Origin of the sequence: Methanocella paludicola SANAE, assembly GCF_000011005.1 — an archaeon.
Lineage (GTDB): Archaea > Halobacteriota > Methanocellia > Methanocellales > Methanocellaceae > Methanocella > Methanocella paludicola.
Map to the genome: position 1 here is coordinate 872145 of NC_013665.1, position 16341 is coordinate 888485.

Sequence of the window (16341 nt, forward strand, 5' to 3'; positions counted from 1 at the left end):
ACCGGTGGAATACTTCCACCTTTTTGAACGGCGTAAGTGACGGAACGATACTGTACAAGGTAGAGATCCCGGACGATGCTATCGATGGCACCATCACCGGATATTCGAAATGGGTCAGTACCTTAAACGACGTCGCGAATGGCGAATACACCGGCAAAGCCTACTCGCCCGACTCGAGCATATTTATTGTCCCGGCCGAAGGTAATGGCCCGTGCAGCTGGATCTCCGGCGTAAAGGAGGAGATCGGCGACGGCGACGGCCACCTGGAAAACGGCGAGACTGCCGCATACCGGTTCACCATTACGGATCGCGACGGCATAAGCGATTTCAAGCTATACTATAATGGCGCCGAGATACAGGCAGCAGACTATTCCTTTGATGATGAAGGATCTATCATGACGGGTACTGCACATGTCTTGATCACCGGGAAGGCAGGCTCGAACGACCTCGAGAATATTCTGAGCATCCAGGCGACAGATGGTACTGGCGTGACCAGCGAGTTCTCGCTGCCCGTTTATGCGCCAAAATACGATTATACGGCATGGACGAAGGGAGAATTGAGCGGCTGGAGCCTCCAGGCGGCCAGCTTCGAGCCGAGCAGCTCCCTGACCGACGGCGGCTGGATCGTCCTGGAGGGCGGTAACCCGATCAGCATACCCGCCCTTGAAGCACACTATAAGGGCCCCTGGAAGACAATTAACGAGGGTAAGTTCGGCGTTATATCGAATGTGCCCATCCTTGGCGAATTCGGCCTCTGGGGCCTGGGCGAATCGGGAGCGAGCGTGAACGTCACGCCCCGGACGGACGTCAAGGTGCCGATGAGCACGTATCCGATCTATGTGGAGAATTCGGCGAATAGCGCCTCGGCGATATTCTACGGTACGCCCGAGATGGGCGGCGGCCAGCAGTTCCACGTCGTCCTGGTCAATACCAGCAAGCTGGCGAGCGCTGCCAGCCTGTCGGATATCGATGACGCGATCGACCAGGCGGACATATCCACGGACGCTTCCGGAGATTTCCAGATTACGAGCGCGAGCCTGCCTCACCTCGATGGGCTTAAGGAAGGCTACTATGCGCTGCTTGTCCTGGACTACCGCATGCCCAATACGCCCTGTCTCGTTGCCATGGCGCCGATCGTCGTGACGAAGAGCGAGATGACGGCAGACCTGATCGACCCCGCGACGCCCATGCCTGGAGACCAGTTGTTATATAGCCTGAACATGGTCGGGGACACGAGGAGCGGAGCGGACTACATGTACATAGCGGCCATGATACCCGAGAAGGACTATTCGGGCACGTTCAACATGACCAGCGATGGTACCGCGACGGGGACATCGTTCTCGTTCGATGGGTTTACCCTCCGGGAGAACATCTCCGTAAGCCCGGATGGTTCGACCATCATCGTCAAGGGCACGAATGGCACGTATTACTTTGACGAGGACAGCGCTGTGAATGACCTGCAGCAGATGCTGATGTCGGAGTTTGGCCGGCTGAACGTATCGTTCGCGAATACGTCGGTGACCAAACTGACGAGCGTCGAGCTTCAGTTAAATACGAAGGCGACGATGCCGACGGGCAGATATATGCTGCTAACGCTGGCCCTCGACCAGGATACGGGAAAGATCGCGGCCATAAACCAGACGTACGTTGACCTGGGCCAGGCAACCTATACCTATGACCTGGTGAAAGATTGGAATCTGATATCAATCCCATTAGCTTTACAGGATAATAGCATATCCGCCGTCATCCCGGATGACGTGAGGAGCAACATCGTGAATATCTGGGCCTGGGACGAGTCGGCGCAGAACTATATGTACTACTCGCCGAACCCCGAGCCCTATTTTGAGTCGCACTACCCTGCACTGACGAAACTCGAGACTGGAAGGGCTTACTGGGTAGAGATGAATGAAAGTGGATCATTTACCATCACCGGCACGATACCGTCTACAGCGCCCGCGAGCCCGGTGCCGTTAGTGTCTGGATGGAGCTTTGTCGGGCCCACGGGCCTGACGCCATCGACTCCAGGTGCCTTATACCCCGGCAACGTGGTTAATGTCTGGGCCTGGGACGAGTCGGCGCAGAACTATATGTACTACTCGCCGAATCCCGAGCCCTGGTTTGAAGCGCATTACCCGCCGTTGACCTCGATCAATGCGGGCCATGGCTACTGGGTGGAGATGCCGGAGTCAATCGGATAGAGGTCGTGATATCAATGAAGATAACATTAAAAGCATTAACAGCCCTACTGGTGCTGGCATTGTTCATCGGGGCATTATCGGCATTTGCGACGGCGGGCACGCCGCCGCCCGTTCCGACGATACCGCCGGCCACCGCGACGCCTACAGCGACGCCTACCTCACAACCAAGTGGTGGGGGCGGTAGCGGCGGCTCGTACAATCCTCCCCATGAGGTCTACCCTAAGATCATCCCGGTGAAGAATAGCATGGGCGCAGTCATCGGCAACGTGACGGCGAAATCGGCCAGCGATATTAGCGTATCGATCGAACAGCCGGTGACGGTAAATGGCCAGACATATACCGTACACATCGATGCAAAGCTGAACAGCCTGCCTTCGGATCCGAAGCTGGACATCGTCGGCGAGACCGGAGATAGTTCTAAATTACCTTCCTATCTGACGCTGAACTACATCCTGACGCAGGTAAACCTCACCAGGTTTAGCAACGGATGGAGTATCCAGGATGGCAGCCTGAAGCTCACCCTTACGGTACCGAAGGCACTTGTAGAAAATGCGATCCTGAGCAAGAGCACGATGGTCAGGTACGATGGAGCATCATATGAGCTGTTGACCGTGAACATTCAGGGTCCTGACGCAAACGGTAACGTCACGTTCAGCGTCGTATCGCCCAACGAGCAGTTCAAGTACGATAGCTATACCAGGTATGTCCTCGTGACGGATATCGTCCAGCCGACGGTAACGCCGACGCCTACGCCGACACCGATGCCGGAAAGCGGGACGAGCTTCTCGACCCTACTTATAGCCTTTATTCTGATGGGCGTGGTCGCAGCTGCAGTCGTACTGTACTACGTGTTGACGAAGAAACAATAAGCAAATAGAAATAATGGGTATTTTTACCCATTATTCCACTTTTTTATGATGGATTTTATTACATTAATTTGCCTTGAAATTGTATGAGAGATAATTATATGCGTGATTAGCGCATGTACGCTAACGGAGAACTATGGAGAAGAATACCCAGCAGGTACTATTACCAGCACTCGTAGTCGTTATCATATTCGTTATCCTGGGCCAGTGGGCCCCGATCGCGAATTCCCAGACCGTGCAGATCATATCGGCGTCCCCGGGCCAGACGGTATCGTACCAGGGCCAGGGGAGCCCGAACTCCCAGGTAACGATGGAAGTGTCCGCGACGATAAGCGTGGGCGTTAGCAATAATCACTACGTTTCCCATATGAACGGGGTAAATATACCGGGAGGAAGCCGGTTCAGTATCTCGGCAAGCCCCGTCGATTCCCTCACCATCTCCGGAAGTATTTCCGGGCTGCCGTTCTCCACATCGATACAGGGCAACGTGAACGGCCATACGGGCAGCGCATCCTTGAGCAACATACCGGCCGGCACGTATAGCATAACGGTCTCGGGCATTGCGAACGGCTCGGGGCCCGTATCGGTCACGGTGCGCGCTTCGCAACCGCAAAACGTCGGCGCCGATGGCACCTTCAAGGCGAGCATAAGCACATCCGGCCTGCCGGTTGCCGTGTATTCGGTCAAGCAAAATAGCCAGGAGGTGGCGAGAGTGTACCTGGGCGTTCAGGCGCCCGCTACCCCGACACCGACGGCCACGATCACCGTCACGCCATCTCCGAATGGCACGATAACGCCCGTTCCCTCAATAACGCCCGGCATGAATACGACCATAACGCCTGAGCCTGTAAAAATAACGCCTACGCCCATGCCGAACCAGGGAAATAACACGTTCTTAGGCATCCAGCTGCCATCGTTTAACCTCTTCGGCGGATCGCCATCGGCATCGGGTTCACCCTCCGCCCAGCCGCCGGGGACCGAGGCTGTGGCCGGGGGGCAGGAATCGACGGTAACGACGATCTTGATCTATATCGGCGCGATTGTCGCCGGACTGCTGATCGGGTACGCAGTGGTGTTCTTGGCATTCAAGAAATGAACCGTCGCTTATGAAAGCCATAAAGCTCCCTGAAAAGCTCATGGCGCGCTTATGATAAAAACGAGCAGGCGGTAACACATAAGAGTTAAAAGGGTTTTATAGTTTAAAGTATAGTATTTTTAGTAATTCGAGGGATGCCTGTCGAGATGCCGGATCATATTTTAAGCAAGCTAAGCAGGGCGATGGATCAGCTTAAGGGCGTTTTCCGGAAGCGCGACACATCGAAGAATACGTTCGGATTGGGTGACCTGGCGTTCTTTTTTCAGTTTGTCCGACCGGTATGGAAACTGGGCGTCCTGAGCCTCATATTGACCGTCGCCATCGCGGCCTTCAGGTCCATGATACCACTGGGCGGAAAAGTGTTCATCGACTTTATCGTCAATCAGAACGGCTTCGAGGCCATTTCGGACATTCTTACGCCAATAGGCCTCGGATCCCTTGCACCGGCCATAATGAGCCTTTTCAGCTCGCTAAATCTAGTCATTGCCTTGCTGTTGATCGCCGGCATCTTTTACGGGCTGATGCAGGTCGTCCAGGGATACCTGACGGCAAAATACCAGCAGGAGCTGACATTTAACCTGGAGACACAGCTTTTCGACCATGTCCTGCGATTTCCCCTCACCTTCTTCAAGAATAAGCAGACAGGGTACCTGATGTCCCGGGTCTCGGACGACGTGGATACGCTGGAATATCTTTTCTCGAGCGCCATATCTCAGATCCTGTCGAGCGGGATGTACGTTATTTTTGGGGCAGCGATCCTGATATTATTGGATGTTAAGCTTGCAATTATCATGGCATGCATGTTCCCGGTATATCTCCTGATACGATACTTCTTCTTTGCCCGGATCCGGGCCCTGAGCTATAGCGAGCGGGAATCGCACGCCGAGCTTTCGCAGGACATGCAGGAAGTGCTCTCCGGCGTCGAGGTGGTCAAGTCCCACGCGACTGAGGAGAAAGAGGTCGCAAGAGTCTCGGATCGGCTCCGGAAGGTCATCCAGGTGAGGCTCAACAACACGATCCTGATGTCCACGGCCAGCTCTGTCCTGAATAGCTTCCAGTATCTCTTATTATTAGTGATCATGATAGTCAGCGTCGGCGAGATACGCAGCGGCGCTATGACGATAGGCGACCTCGTGGCATTTATCGGCTACGTATTAACGCTGACCGGCTCGGTGAACAGCCTGTTTTATACTTACCTGTCATTCCAGCCCGTGTTCGCGTCGATGGATCGGTTAAAGGAGATGTTCAGCATCGTGCCGGAGTTCGAGCGGCAGGGGAATAATAAAGCCCTGCTTAAGCCCGATAGAGTGACCGGGAATATAAAATACGCAGGCGTTTCCTTCGCCTATAACGTGAACGAGCCTGTGCTTAAGGATATTAGCTTTGAGGTGAAGCCTGGCGAAGTCGTGGCGCTAGTCGGCCCCAGCGGCGCAGGCAAGACCACGATGATCAATCTACTTCTTAAGCTGTATATCCCGCAATCGGGAGCCATCTACCTGGACGGGAACGACCTGAACAAGATAGACCACGCCTGGCTGAGAAAACAGATAGGGATCGTGTCGCAGGATATTTTCCTGTTTAACGATACCATCGAGAACAACATTAAGTATGGTAAAGCGTCTGCCACCCGGGAAGAAGTAATAGAGGCGGCGAAGAAAGCCCATATTCATAATCATATCCTGCAGATGCCGGATGGGTATGATACGGTTATCGGTGAGCGTGGCGCTAAGATGTCGGTGGGGCAGAGGCAGAGGATATCCATTGCGCGGGAGTTCTTGAAAGATGCGCCCATACTTATTCTGGATGAGCCGACGTCGTCCGTTGATACGGAGACCGAGAGGTCTATAAAGGAGTCGATGAAGGAATTGACCAAAGGGAAGACTACGTTCATAATTTCACACAGGATGACGCTGGCGAATATGGCGGATAAGATCATTGTAATCGAGAATGGAAAGGTCGTGCAGACGGGGTCTCATCAAGAGCTCGTGATGAAAGATGGCTTATATAAAACATTTTTTTCGACAGATGCTGCGGAATCGCCTGAAAGGACGTCCCCTGCGTATGGTTATAATGTAAACAATTAAAGATGGAAAGATTATAGCAGCATTAATGCTTTTTATTATTTGCAGACATAAAGTTGAAATTGGTTATCTAATCATTATATAGAGGCAATTAGTAATACCACGCTTAAGGGGACGAGATGTTGTTGAGATAAGTAAAAAAAGTATATGGAACCGAGGTTAGTACCCCTTAGCAAAATCGGGGAATGGATAAAAGAGGATGTAGACAAATACGCCTAATAACTATAATAGTTTTAACGAGCTAACGGATAAGGTTCATAACAATGATGATCTATTGCATAAAATGGATATGCCTAAATTGAGTAATATGATAAAAAAAGAGTGATAGGGTGTTGCATAATTAGTTTATGATGGTTGTTCTGGGGCTTTTTTCGTGAATTAGTTGGTGGAGTGCTTGGATTAGTCTTGCGATTAGGGTTATGCCGACTTTTACTTGGACTTTTTCTCTCCCAGTGGTTTTTAAGTCGGAAAGTCCTAGCTGTTCTTTGAGTAGGAAATTCGCGTGTTCGCAATCCATCCTGTTTTTATATAATTGGTCGATCTTTTCATCGGCGAGTTCGAGGTAATCTTGTATCCTGTATTTGTTTACTGGTTTTTTAGTGTTCCTTTTATTCCTCGCAGCGATGAATAATACGCCTACTTCTCCATGGTTTTCTATGTTCTCTTTTGTGTCGTAGGCCTTGTCAGCGAGTATCGTGTTTACCTTGAAAAGGCGTGCTCCAAGCCTTTTTATCAGTGGCCTGGTCTGAGTATTATCATGACGGTTAGCCCTGGTAACCGTATAACAGATGGGAGTCATGGACTGTAGATCGTATAACAAGTGAACCTTGTAACCGTAGTAGAACTTTTTCCTGATATGGTCATAGCCCCAATCGGCGTCCTCGTCTCCGAGGCTGAAAGCCTCCACCTTGGTACTGTCAATGCCCAGCATGGACATGTGGAGCGGTTCTTCTCTCATGATCCCTGTATTAATGATCATCATGATCCTCGGAATGTGCTCTCCAAATCTGTCTTTATACCTGCTAAACAGGCTATGATGTGGTAATCGATTAAAGCCAAGATTCTTCATTTTATATTTATCCCGTTCCAACAATCGTACCAATTTTCTTACCGAGGTAATACCGCTAAGCTCCATGTACAAAAAAGCTCGCAGGAAGGCGATCACACTATACCCGAAAGGCCTACCCCTACCCGGGTAACGCTCCAGGAAAACAAGAAGTTGCCAATCAAACGAATCCAAAACCTCAAGATGCACATCAGAAAGTATATTTAACTGACAACCAAGACAACTATGGGTTATCAGCAAGCCGTTTTTCACTACCATGAACAAAGCTTGCCCAGATAACCCCAAATACTTTTATGAATTCTGCAACACCCTAAAAGAGTGAGAAAAATAGATTTAGTTATCGAGATCTAATCGATTTTTTTATCTCGATAACCGTAGTCATACAATTTTTTCCGAAGGCTTCGGAAGCGACTTATCATCAATAAAAAGTCTAAACGGCGGCCGTATATTCCATTTACCGGTTGCGGGCACATATTTTCCAAGCATATGCTGCCCAACGACTAATAATAGCTCGTCGCCATCGGGTCTTTTAATGGTTATGACACGGTATTTGATAAATCTGGGTAAAATGGCTCTACATATTCCGAATCTCGAAAGTATTCTATAAGGCCAATTGAGTACTTTTAATAACAGGGCATTTACGGATAAAATATAGCCGTAGATTTTAGAAAATATGATTCCACAACCCCCATTATATACCCTGGATATCCTTTTGCCATGCTTTACATAGTATACCATGCCCATGATATATTCAGGGGTGCGGAAACCTCTGTCAGGTAGTATATTATTATCGCCCTTGGTCGTTACTCCGTTTTGATGGATAGAGATAACCCGATGGGCGATAATTTGAGAGTCGTATTCGTCTTTCCATTTAAAAACGATTACATCTCCGGATTGTATATTATTACAGGGAGCAATATAAAGGACATCTAAATCTCGGAATAAGGGATACATGCTGTTACCGGTATAAACGATCTGCTTGAAGTCATCTAAAGACTTGACAGAGGCATTCATAATCGATTCCTTTAATCAATAATGTATTATTTATGATATGTAGATTGTCTCTACGAGATATCTGGAAGCACCTTTTCAATTTCTTCCCAAAATTTACCCGTTAGGCTTACGCTAAGCCTGTATGAGCGTATTTTACGGGATATGTCACAGGCATTATTGAACATTTGCTTTCTTATTCGGGCTTTTTCTGAATCCTCTAGATTATAAAATAGCCTGCCTCCCGCCTGCATTGCAAAAGTAAAGATCTCCGTTGCTGCAGTACCCTGCAAAAGTGGGATGACTTTATCTGAGCTGGCCTGCTCAAGGAAAAAGATAGCTTCTACGGGCACATGGCTCTGGGCATCCCATGTATGCCCAGGTTTATGCAATAGGAAATTACTCCAGGTGGGAAAAGGATGCGCATGGTAATTTTTCTCTGCATCACATACTATTAAGGCTTCATCATCGCAGAGGGGATGCCATGGGGGGGAAATGCGCCGACAACACGTGGATTTACCAGTCTGGCCATTCGCTGCAAGTAGAATGCCATGACCGTTCTTCTCAATGAGAGCACAATGGAACGGAAGCCCGCCGGAATTAATAGCTCTTGAATAGAACGGATATAACAAATAGCTCATTTTAAATATTTCTACTTCATAGGGACCCTCCGTGCCAATATCACATATCGTATCCAATGTTTCAGTGTTTTGCCATATCTTAGCGAACCCTTCATCGATAAAGACCCATTTATCTCCCGGTAAATTTATTATTTTTTTCGCCTCCGATAATAATTCCTGACTCGGAACATTACCTGAAAAGGAACGTATTATAACCATTTTTTTTGAACAGCATGTAAAACTTTCGCTTAATCCCATTATTCCGGCAAATGTTTTTGTAAAAAGCTTAGCGTTGTCATTGGCGATAATGTACCAACTTTGGCCGCCAAATAAATTAAAAGAAAATTCATTTTGGTTTTTAACGGATTTCATAAAAAGTATATAATCAGAGATGGTATGAATTTCAACATCTCTTGCTAAATTACACGATAATAATCATACAACCGTGTATCCACCAGCGCATCCACCATTACCGCCGGCATTATATCCTGCACCACAGGACCCTTTACCTCCAGGGTTATTTGGTGCTGAACCGGGACCACAACTATAAGGACTGCCGCCCAATGCTTTTTCGTTCAATACAATGATTTTTGGCTCTTCATATTGTATTTTAACCATTATTACACCCCTTTTGGATACCTTTTTTCCTAATAGATAATTTTTTACTAGCTATAATACTTTACTTGTTAACCTATATATCATTTTTGATTAATCGGGAGCCCGGGAACATATTGAGCTTCAGGGATTCTTCACAGTACCAGAAGGGCGACCAGAGGCTACTCGTTCGATAATAATTCTGCGCGATACAGCTCCCGAGGCAAATATTTTTCATCAGACAACCCTTACAAACACCCTCGAGATGTCCCGGGATTTTTTCACGTATCTCTTTTAATGTAAGCGTATTATTCCAAACATCGCTAAGGCGGTCTTTAGTAGCATTGCCGAAAACCATCTCGGGAATGGACTCTCCGATACCGCACAGGGCATAGGACCCATCCGAGAGGACCCCTATGATGCCCTTGATACCACAGATGCCGCATCCATTGCTATTTTCGCCGAACATCCTTGCCAGCGGCCTGAAAGCAGGTGGATGGCCGAAAAATATCTTAAGGCTCGTGGAGCTGGATAATATATTCTCTACCCACTCGCCTATATGTATAAGCTCCTCAATGGATAGTGTTTCACCCGAGTTGTGTAAATGTTTTCCCCGGGCAGTCGGCTGGACAATATTGAATTTTACTGACGATGCGCCCAGTGTTTCCGCCAGCCGGATCATCTCCTCCATCTGGCCTTTATTGTGCCGCATGACGGTCATGATGATCTGTGGCGATACACCAGTCTCTACAAGATTTTTAATCCCGCTAATAGTATCATTAAAACAACCTTTTACTCCTCTGACCCATTCATGTGTATCCGCATTCACCCCGTCGAGGCTTACGCTCACGAACGGCGCATTGCATTCGGCTATCCTTCTCGACACATCAGGAGTACAGAACACACCATTGGTCTCTATACCGAGCCCTAGGTTCTCCTGTTTTATGAGCTCAAGGATATTATTGATATCCGGGTGCATGAGCGGCTCTCCGCCGGTCAATTTAACGGCAGCAAGGCCAAGCGGCCTAGCCTGTTTAATGATCGATTGGAAGAGATTAAAGGGTAAAGATGGATATGTGTGCTTACTGTCCTGGTATTTTGGCGCAATCCAGCAATGGCGGCAGTGCAGGTTACAGCCTTCCGTCAAGTAAAAGTATATCTGGTTTAGGGGATATTTTTCAACAACAGGCTCTTGCATTATTCCACATCCCACTTTTCCGTGTCGTTATAGATATCAGCGACCCTTCCACCTTCCTCGATGAAACGGCGAAGGCATCCTTCAGGGCTCGGATGATTCACTTCGCCCGTCAGCGTATAGGCAAGCGCAGGACAGTTCCCCGTACAATAGGGAATGTACTTGCATCTATTGCAAAACTCGAACTGCGACAGTGGTATCGTATGCCGCTCTCTTAACATGGTAAGCTTCGGGTGATGCTGCCAGATCTCTAGCAGGCTATCACGGTTGATGTGCCCCAGCTCCATGTGGCTGAGCTGGAGGCATGGCACGATGACGCCGTCAGGCCTTACCGCGAACTTTTCCAGAGGCCCGTTACATCCTGTAAGATAGCCTCTATCCGGTATAGATCTCTCCCCTTTGCTCAACGCTTCTTCCATTCCCGCCCATCTTCTAGCATCTGATAATGGACCTGCCGAGGCGCTAATACGCCCATCATATTTTTTATTGAGCCTTAGAAGACTTTCCATCGCGAGCATATATTCATCGGCAGTCAATTGCACCTGCTTTTTATTTTTCCTGCAGAGGCCCATATAGGAGGCCGCATTCGTAGAAAATTCAGGGAGCCCAAGGTCTTCTAGCAGAAGCTTTGCGATATTGTCCAGGTCGCCGACGTTGCCCCTATGTATCGTGACACGTATGGATACGGGAACATCGTGTGCCCGGAGGAGCTTAACGCCTTCCATCGCACGCATGAAGTTGCCTTCTCCCCTGAATACGTCATGAGTCGATGGGATCGACCCGTCAATCGATACCTGCACCGTCTTACAGCGCCGGGTAGACGATAAAAATGCCGCAAGCTCGTCGGTGATCAGCGTCCCGTTCGTTAATATGCTGAACCTCATCCGGTTCAGGATGATTCCTTCTATGATCTCTCGGATGTCGCTTCGGCAGAACGGCTCTCCGCCGCTTAAAGTGACGTCCATGACGCTGCAGCGGTTCAGCCCTTTAAAAAACTCCAGCCATTCCTCTTTCGGCAGGTCGTTGCTAATGTCGGACGCGCTAGTAAAATGGCTGCAGTAGAGGCACCTAAGATTGCATTTTCCCGTGATCTCGATATCTACGGACCTGGGTGACCTCATGAGCTTCATATGAATAACCTGTCTTTTAAACTTCTTGTCCAGCTAGGCCACGCTTTGTCAGGTCGCTAACGAAGTTGTTGATATGGTCTATTGATTTTTCCGGCACTCTATCGAATTGCGATATCAACTCGTTATAGATGTCTTCTACGGTATGCCGGCCATCCAGGCGTTTCCATATGAAGACGCCGATGGGGTTTAAGCCGTATACCTCGCCGGTGTCCGGATCGAAGAGTAATGCCCAGTCGTCGAACTCCTCGCGGAGGACGACGGACGGGTTCGCTATAGCTCTATTTATTGTTTCCAATTTGTTTAGCCCCCTACACCCAGCGATGTTTGGATGCTTATGTCTAGCACATAATTAATGTACAGTATCTGCGGTTCCTTTGTTTACCTTTACACATAAATAGCTAGTGGTGAACGACAATCAATTTGATTAAAATTGATAAAATTTCTGCATTTTAAAATAATTTTGTTCAATAATTTAGATAGTTATTGTAAAATTGTTTACTAGAACATAGGGTGTTGCATAATTAGTTTATGATGGTTGTTCTTGGGCTTTTCTGGTGAATTAGTTGGCGTAGTGCTTGGATTTGTCTTGCGATGAGTGTTATGCCAACTTTAACCCTGACTTTTTCTCTTCCAATGGTTTTTAAGTCTTTTAGGCCTAGCTGTTCTTTGAGTAGGAAATTGGCGTGTTCGCAGTCCATCCTATTTTTATAAATACGGTCTATAGTCTCATCCGGCATGTTTAGGTAGTCCTGTATCCTGTATTTGTTTACAGGTTTTTTGGTGTTTCTCTTGTTCCTTGCCGCTATGAATAATACGCCTGCATCCCAGTGTTTTTCTATGTTTTCCCTGGTGTCGTAGGCCTTGTCGGCGAGTATGGTGTTTACTTTCAGGAGGCGTGCTCCGAGCCTTTTAACCAGGGGAGTGGTCTGGGTGTTATCATGACAGTTAGCCCTGGTAACTGTATAGCATACGGGTGTCATGGACTCCAGATCATACAGTAAATGTACCTTGTAACCGTAGTAGAACTTTTTTCGTACATGGTCGAATCCCCAGTCAGCGTCCATGTCTTCCCAGCTGAAAGCCTCCAGCTTGGTGCTGTCAATTCCCAGTATTAACATGTGTAATGGCTCCTCCTTCATTATGCTTGTATTAATGATTGTCATGATTCTCGGAATGTGGTCCCGCAGCCGTTGTTTATACCTGCTGAACAGACTATGGTCTGGTAAACGGTGAAAGCCAAGATTCTTCATTTTATATTTATCACGCTCTAATACCCTCACCAGTTTTCTTACCGAAGTAATACCACTTAGCTCCATGTACACGAGAGCTCGCAGGAAGGCGATCGTGCTGTACTCAAGAGGCCTGCCTCTGCCCTTGTAACGCTCCAAGAAAACAAGGAGTTGCCAATCAAACGAATCTAAAACCTCAATATGCACATCAGAAAGTATTCGTATCTGACAATCAAGACAACTATGGGTTATCAGCAAGCCGTTTTTACTGGACATAAATACTGCTTGACCAGATAACCCAAATACTTTCTAAGACTTTTGCAACACCCTATACTAGAACATATAATATGTATACGAATAACAAGTTATTTATTTTAGTGTTATATTTTTTTAATCAGTCTAAACCATCGTTTGATATAGCATAATAAAACGAGCCGATTACTTTTGAGATGATAATGTCCCCGCATATCTATGAATGATGGGAAGATTAAGTATATTAATATTTTAATTTTTTCCAAAAATGGAGCTGACTTAGGCCATCGAAGTTTAAACCGGCCAATAGTATTATTTCGTCCAATCATAGCATAAGAAAAAGCGGTAATTTCATCTTTTGTTGGTTTTGGCCATTTTGAGAAATCGCTGAATTCTGAGGGTATTTTTAACCCAGTCCAGTACTGGGATAGGATAAGAGACTTTTCTAATGATAGCCGAGCTCTACATTCGACACTTCTTTTTTGAAGAATTCTCCAATCAGCAATTGTAAGGTTTTTACATAATTGAGAGATATCATAGATCCAATTTAATCGTACTTCCTTGCTATGTTGTAGAAATAAATGTAGCGATAGATAGATAATTGTATCAATTGTAGTTAAAGTTTCAAATGAAAAGTTAGTTGACTCTATTTTTACCGATCTATAAAAAAAATTACGAATATCAACTATATCAAGTAGAGGGACAAAAATTAATCTCCAATGGAGTTCTACAATCATGGAATTTTTTGAACATTTATCATATGTTTCATGATGGTAGTAATATTTCGATATATCAAATCTTTTTTTCAGGCATTTATAGCCCAAACTTTCCATAATTGTTCTTGAGCGGACAACGTCTTGTGGTAAAACCAGTATATCAATATCACTGCATAATCTCAAGGCTGGATCTAGATATAAGGTTCGTGCCAGAGCAGAGCCTTTTAAGATAATCATAGGGATATTTTCTTTGTTAAATACATCCACCAATTCTTTAAGTTGCATATCAGTAGTAATTGCACATGCCTTACTCTCAAGAAAGTTTCTTCGGAGTTCATCGACTAATTCTTTTGCTGGTCGCGATTCTTGAGGAATATGTAAAATTTGCCAATATAGTAATGGTAATATCCCATGAGGCTTTAGTGCTGAAAAAAGTTCATACCATTGTGATATAGATGAACTGGGAAGCCTAGGGATTTCGTTTTTAAGCAAGGATATAACATATAACAGAAGATCGTCTGGAAAATTTGAAAGAGCATTCTCTGGATCTCCGTACAAAGGATAATGCGTATGAATAGAACGTATATTATTTAAATCGTTATAACAACTTTGGGTACATTCGTTTTGCTCGTTCATTAGTTCTCAATTGAATTAGATAATACATAAGTTTTACTCGGATAGCCATTATAGTGCTAATTAATAACAATGTTTACTATTATATAGACTATACAATCCTCAAAACAGGAAAACAAATATTTATGATTACCTTATGAGAATACAGTCTTGAACCATTGTATATTCATTAGATAACAATATGTAAAACTTCAATAGGTCATACTATGAGTAATAAATTAAAAGATATACTTGATAAGAAAGGTCCAATCAAGAATATTGGTGTTGTAGGAATGGGCTATGTGGGTATACCGGCTGCCATGTTGTTCGCTAATTCGCCGGCATTTGATCACGTTTATGGGTTTCAGAGAAACTCCAAGTCATCTGGTTATAAGATCGATATGTTAAATCGGGGCGAAAGTCCGCTAAAGGGCGAGGAGCCCGGTCTCGAAGATTTGATTAAGAAAGTCGTTCAAGCTAATAAGTTCAAATGTATATCCGATTTCTCAAAAATATCTGAGCTCGATGCCGTTACGTTATCTATACAAACGCCATTTAAAAATCCGAAAGATTTGATACCTGATTTCAGCGCTTTAACTGAAGGTATTACATTAGTTGGAAAATATATCAAAGAGGGCTCTCTAGTCGTTCTTGAATCGACTATTACGCCAGGGACAACAAATAGTATGGCTAGACAGATCCTTGAAAAAGAATCCGGTATGAAAGCTGGTGTAGATTTCGCACTTGCACATGCACCTGAGCGTGTAATGGTCAGTAGACTTTTAAAGAATATCCAGGAACATGACCGAGTGATTGGCGGCATAGATGATATTAGCACTAAAAGGGCGATCGAGCTATATTCGCCAGTACTGACGAAAGGAAAAGTTATACCGATGACAGCAACAGCTGCTGAGGTAACGAAGACTGCTGAGAACACATTTAGAGATTTACAGATTGCTGCGGCGAATGAGTTAGCATTGTATTGCGAAGCAATGGGCATTAATTTCTATGAAGTTAGAGCTGGTATCGATAGCTTGAAAGGTGAAGGCATTACTAGGGCGATATTATGGCCAGGAGCCGGTGTCGGAGGACATTGCCTGACAAAGGACACCTATCATCTTGAGCGCGGTGTTAAGACGAACGGAGGTAAGCTTGATTATCTTCAAGAGGAGGAATCGCTATTTGTGTTGGCTAGACATATTAATGATTTCATGCCGAAACACATGTTTAACTTGACAATAGCAGCGTTAGAAAGGGTTGGGGAAACTCCTAAAGATGCCAATATTGCAATGCTCGGATGGGCATTCCTTAAAAATTCTGATGATGCTAGGAATACACCTTCAGAATATTATAGAGATTTAATGTTGAGTGTAGGAGCGAAAGTCAAAGTACATGACCCATATGTCAGAGAATATCCGGGTGTAGATATCTCACATGATTTAAATGAAGTGATTAGTGGATCTGATGCGATTGCGATATTCACTGGACATGATGTATATATGGATATGGTTCGAACTGCTAATAATATTAAAAGGTTGATGGGAAAATATAATCCTATCATAATAGATGGAAGGAATATAGTTAACCCTGATGAGTATATTGAAGCTGGGTTTATTTATAAAGGCATAGGAAGAGGAGACAAAAATAGCCATAGCATAGTAAATTTATAGGCTAGAATTAAAAAGGTTATATAGAG

Annotated in this window: 14 protein-coding genes; 5 read left to right on the forward strand and 9 right to left on the reverse strand. The window is 45.9% G+C overall.

Going from position 1 to position 16341, the window contains the following annotated elements:
* The first annotated feature begins 23 nt into the window (after positions 1-23).
* The 4 genes from MCP_RS04500 to MCP_RS04515 all read left to right on the forward strand — a co-directional run bounded on the left by MCP_RS04500 (position 24) and on the right by MCP_RS04515 (position 6244).
* The gene (locus MCP_RS04500; protein ID WP_158301441.1) at positions 24-2198 is read left to right on the forward strand and encodes a TIGR04279 domain-containing protein; all 2175 of its coding nucleotides are present in this window, start codon (positions 24-26) and stop codon (positions 2196-2198) included.
* A gap of 14 nt (positions 2199-2212) precedes the next feature.
* Positions 2213-3067: a hypothetical protein gene (locus tag MCP_RS04505; protein WP_012899629.1), complete on the forward strand. Its 855-nt coding sequence runs from the start codon at positions 2213-2215 to the stop codon at positions 3065-3067.
* Between the two features lie 133 nt (positions 3068-3200).
* Positions 3201-4160 carry a hypothetical protein gene (locus tag MCP_RS04510; protein ID WP_012899630.1) on the forward strand — a complete coding sequence of 320 codons (960 nt, stop codon included), beginning with the start codon at positions 3201-3203 and terminating at the stop codon, positions 4158-4160.
* A 134-nt stretch (positions 4161-4294) separates the two neighbouring features.
* Entirely contained in the window at positions 4295-6244 is a 1950-nt protein-coding gene (locus MCP_RS04515) for an ABC transporter ATP-binding protein (RefSeq protein ID WP_012899631.1), read from the forward strand.
* 337 nt (positions 6245-6581) lie between these two features.
* Here the strand turns inward: MCP_RS04515 and MCP_RS04520 are convergent, their stop codons facing one another.
* The 9 genes from MCP_RS04520 to MCP_RS04560 all read right to left on the reverse strand — a co-directional run bounded on the left by MCP_RS04520 (position 6582) and on the right by MCP_RS04560 (position 14669).
* Positions 6582-7565: a transposase gene (locus MCP_RS04520; RefSeq protein WP_012899632.1), complete on the reverse strand. Its 984-nt coding sequence runs from the start codon at positions 7563-7565 to the stop codon at positions 6582-6584.
* 120 nt (positions 7566-7685) lie between these two features.
* Complete coding sequence (locus MCP_RS04525; protein ID WP_012899633.1) at positions 7686-8321, reverse strand: signal peptidase I; 636 nt, start codon at positions 8319-8321, stop codon at positions 7686-7688.
* Positions 8322-8371: 50 nt separating this feature from the next.
* Positions 8372-9289: a SynChlorMet cassette protein ScmC gene (scmC, locus tag MCP_RS04530; RefSeq protein ID WP_012899634.1), complete on the reverse strand. Its 918-nt coding sequence runs from the start codon at positions 9287-9289 to the stop codon at positions 8372-8374.
* 63 nt (positions 9290-9352) lie between these two features.
* Entirely contained in the window at positions 9353-9535 is a 183-nt protein-coding gene (gene scmA / locus MCP_RS04535; RefSeq protein ID WP_128567035.1) for a SynChlorMet cassette protein ScmA, read from the reverse strand.
* 73 nt (positions 9536-9608) lie between these two features.
* Positions 9609-10709: a SynChlorMet cassette radical SAM/SPASM protein ScmF gene (scmF, locus tag MCP_RS04540; protein ID WP_012899635.1), complete on the reverse strand. Its 1101-nt coding sequence runs from the start codon at positions 10707-10709 to the stop codon at positions 9609-9611.
* Positions 10709-11827 carry a SynChlorMet cassette radical SAM/SPASM protein ScmE gene (gene scmE, locus MCP_RS04545; RefSeq protein WP_197525929.1) on the reverse strand — a complete coding sequence of 373 codons (1119 nt, stop codon included), beginning with the start codon at positions 11825-11827 and terminating at the stop codon, positions 10709-10711. The genes scmF and scmE overlap by 1 nt, the downstream gene beginning before the upstream one ends.
* 25 nt (positions 11828-11852) lie before the next feature.
* The gene (gene scmD, locus MCP_RS04550) at positions 11853-12131 is read right to left on the reverse strand and encodes a SynChlorMet cassette protein ScmD (protein WP_012899637.1); all 279 of its coding nucleotides are present in this window, start codon (positions 12129-12131) and stop codon (positions 11853-11855) included.
* 226 nt (positions 12132-12357) lie between these two features.
* On the reverse strand, positions 12358-13341 hold the full coding sequence (locus MCP_RS04555) for a transposase (protein WP_012899638.1): 984 nt from the start codon (positions 13339-13341) through the stop codon (positions 12358-12360).
* Between the two features lie 104 nt (positions 13342-13445).
* Positions 13446-14669, reverse strand: a complete 1224-nt coding sequence (locus tag MCP_RS04560; protein WP_012899639.1) for a nucleotidyltransferase domain-containing protein — start codon at positions 14667-14669, stop codon at positions 13446-13448.
* 203 nt (positions 14670-14872) lie between these two features.
* On the opposite strand from MCP_RS04560, the gene MCP_RS04565 reads away from it, so the two are divergent.
* Positions 14873-16315: a nucleotide sugar dehydrogenase gene (locus MCP_RS04565; RefSeq protein ID WP_012899640.1), complete on the forward strand. Its 1443-nt coding sequence runs from the start codon at positions 14873-14875 to the stop codon at positions 16313-16315.
* Positions 16316-16341 lie beyond the last annotated feature (26 nt).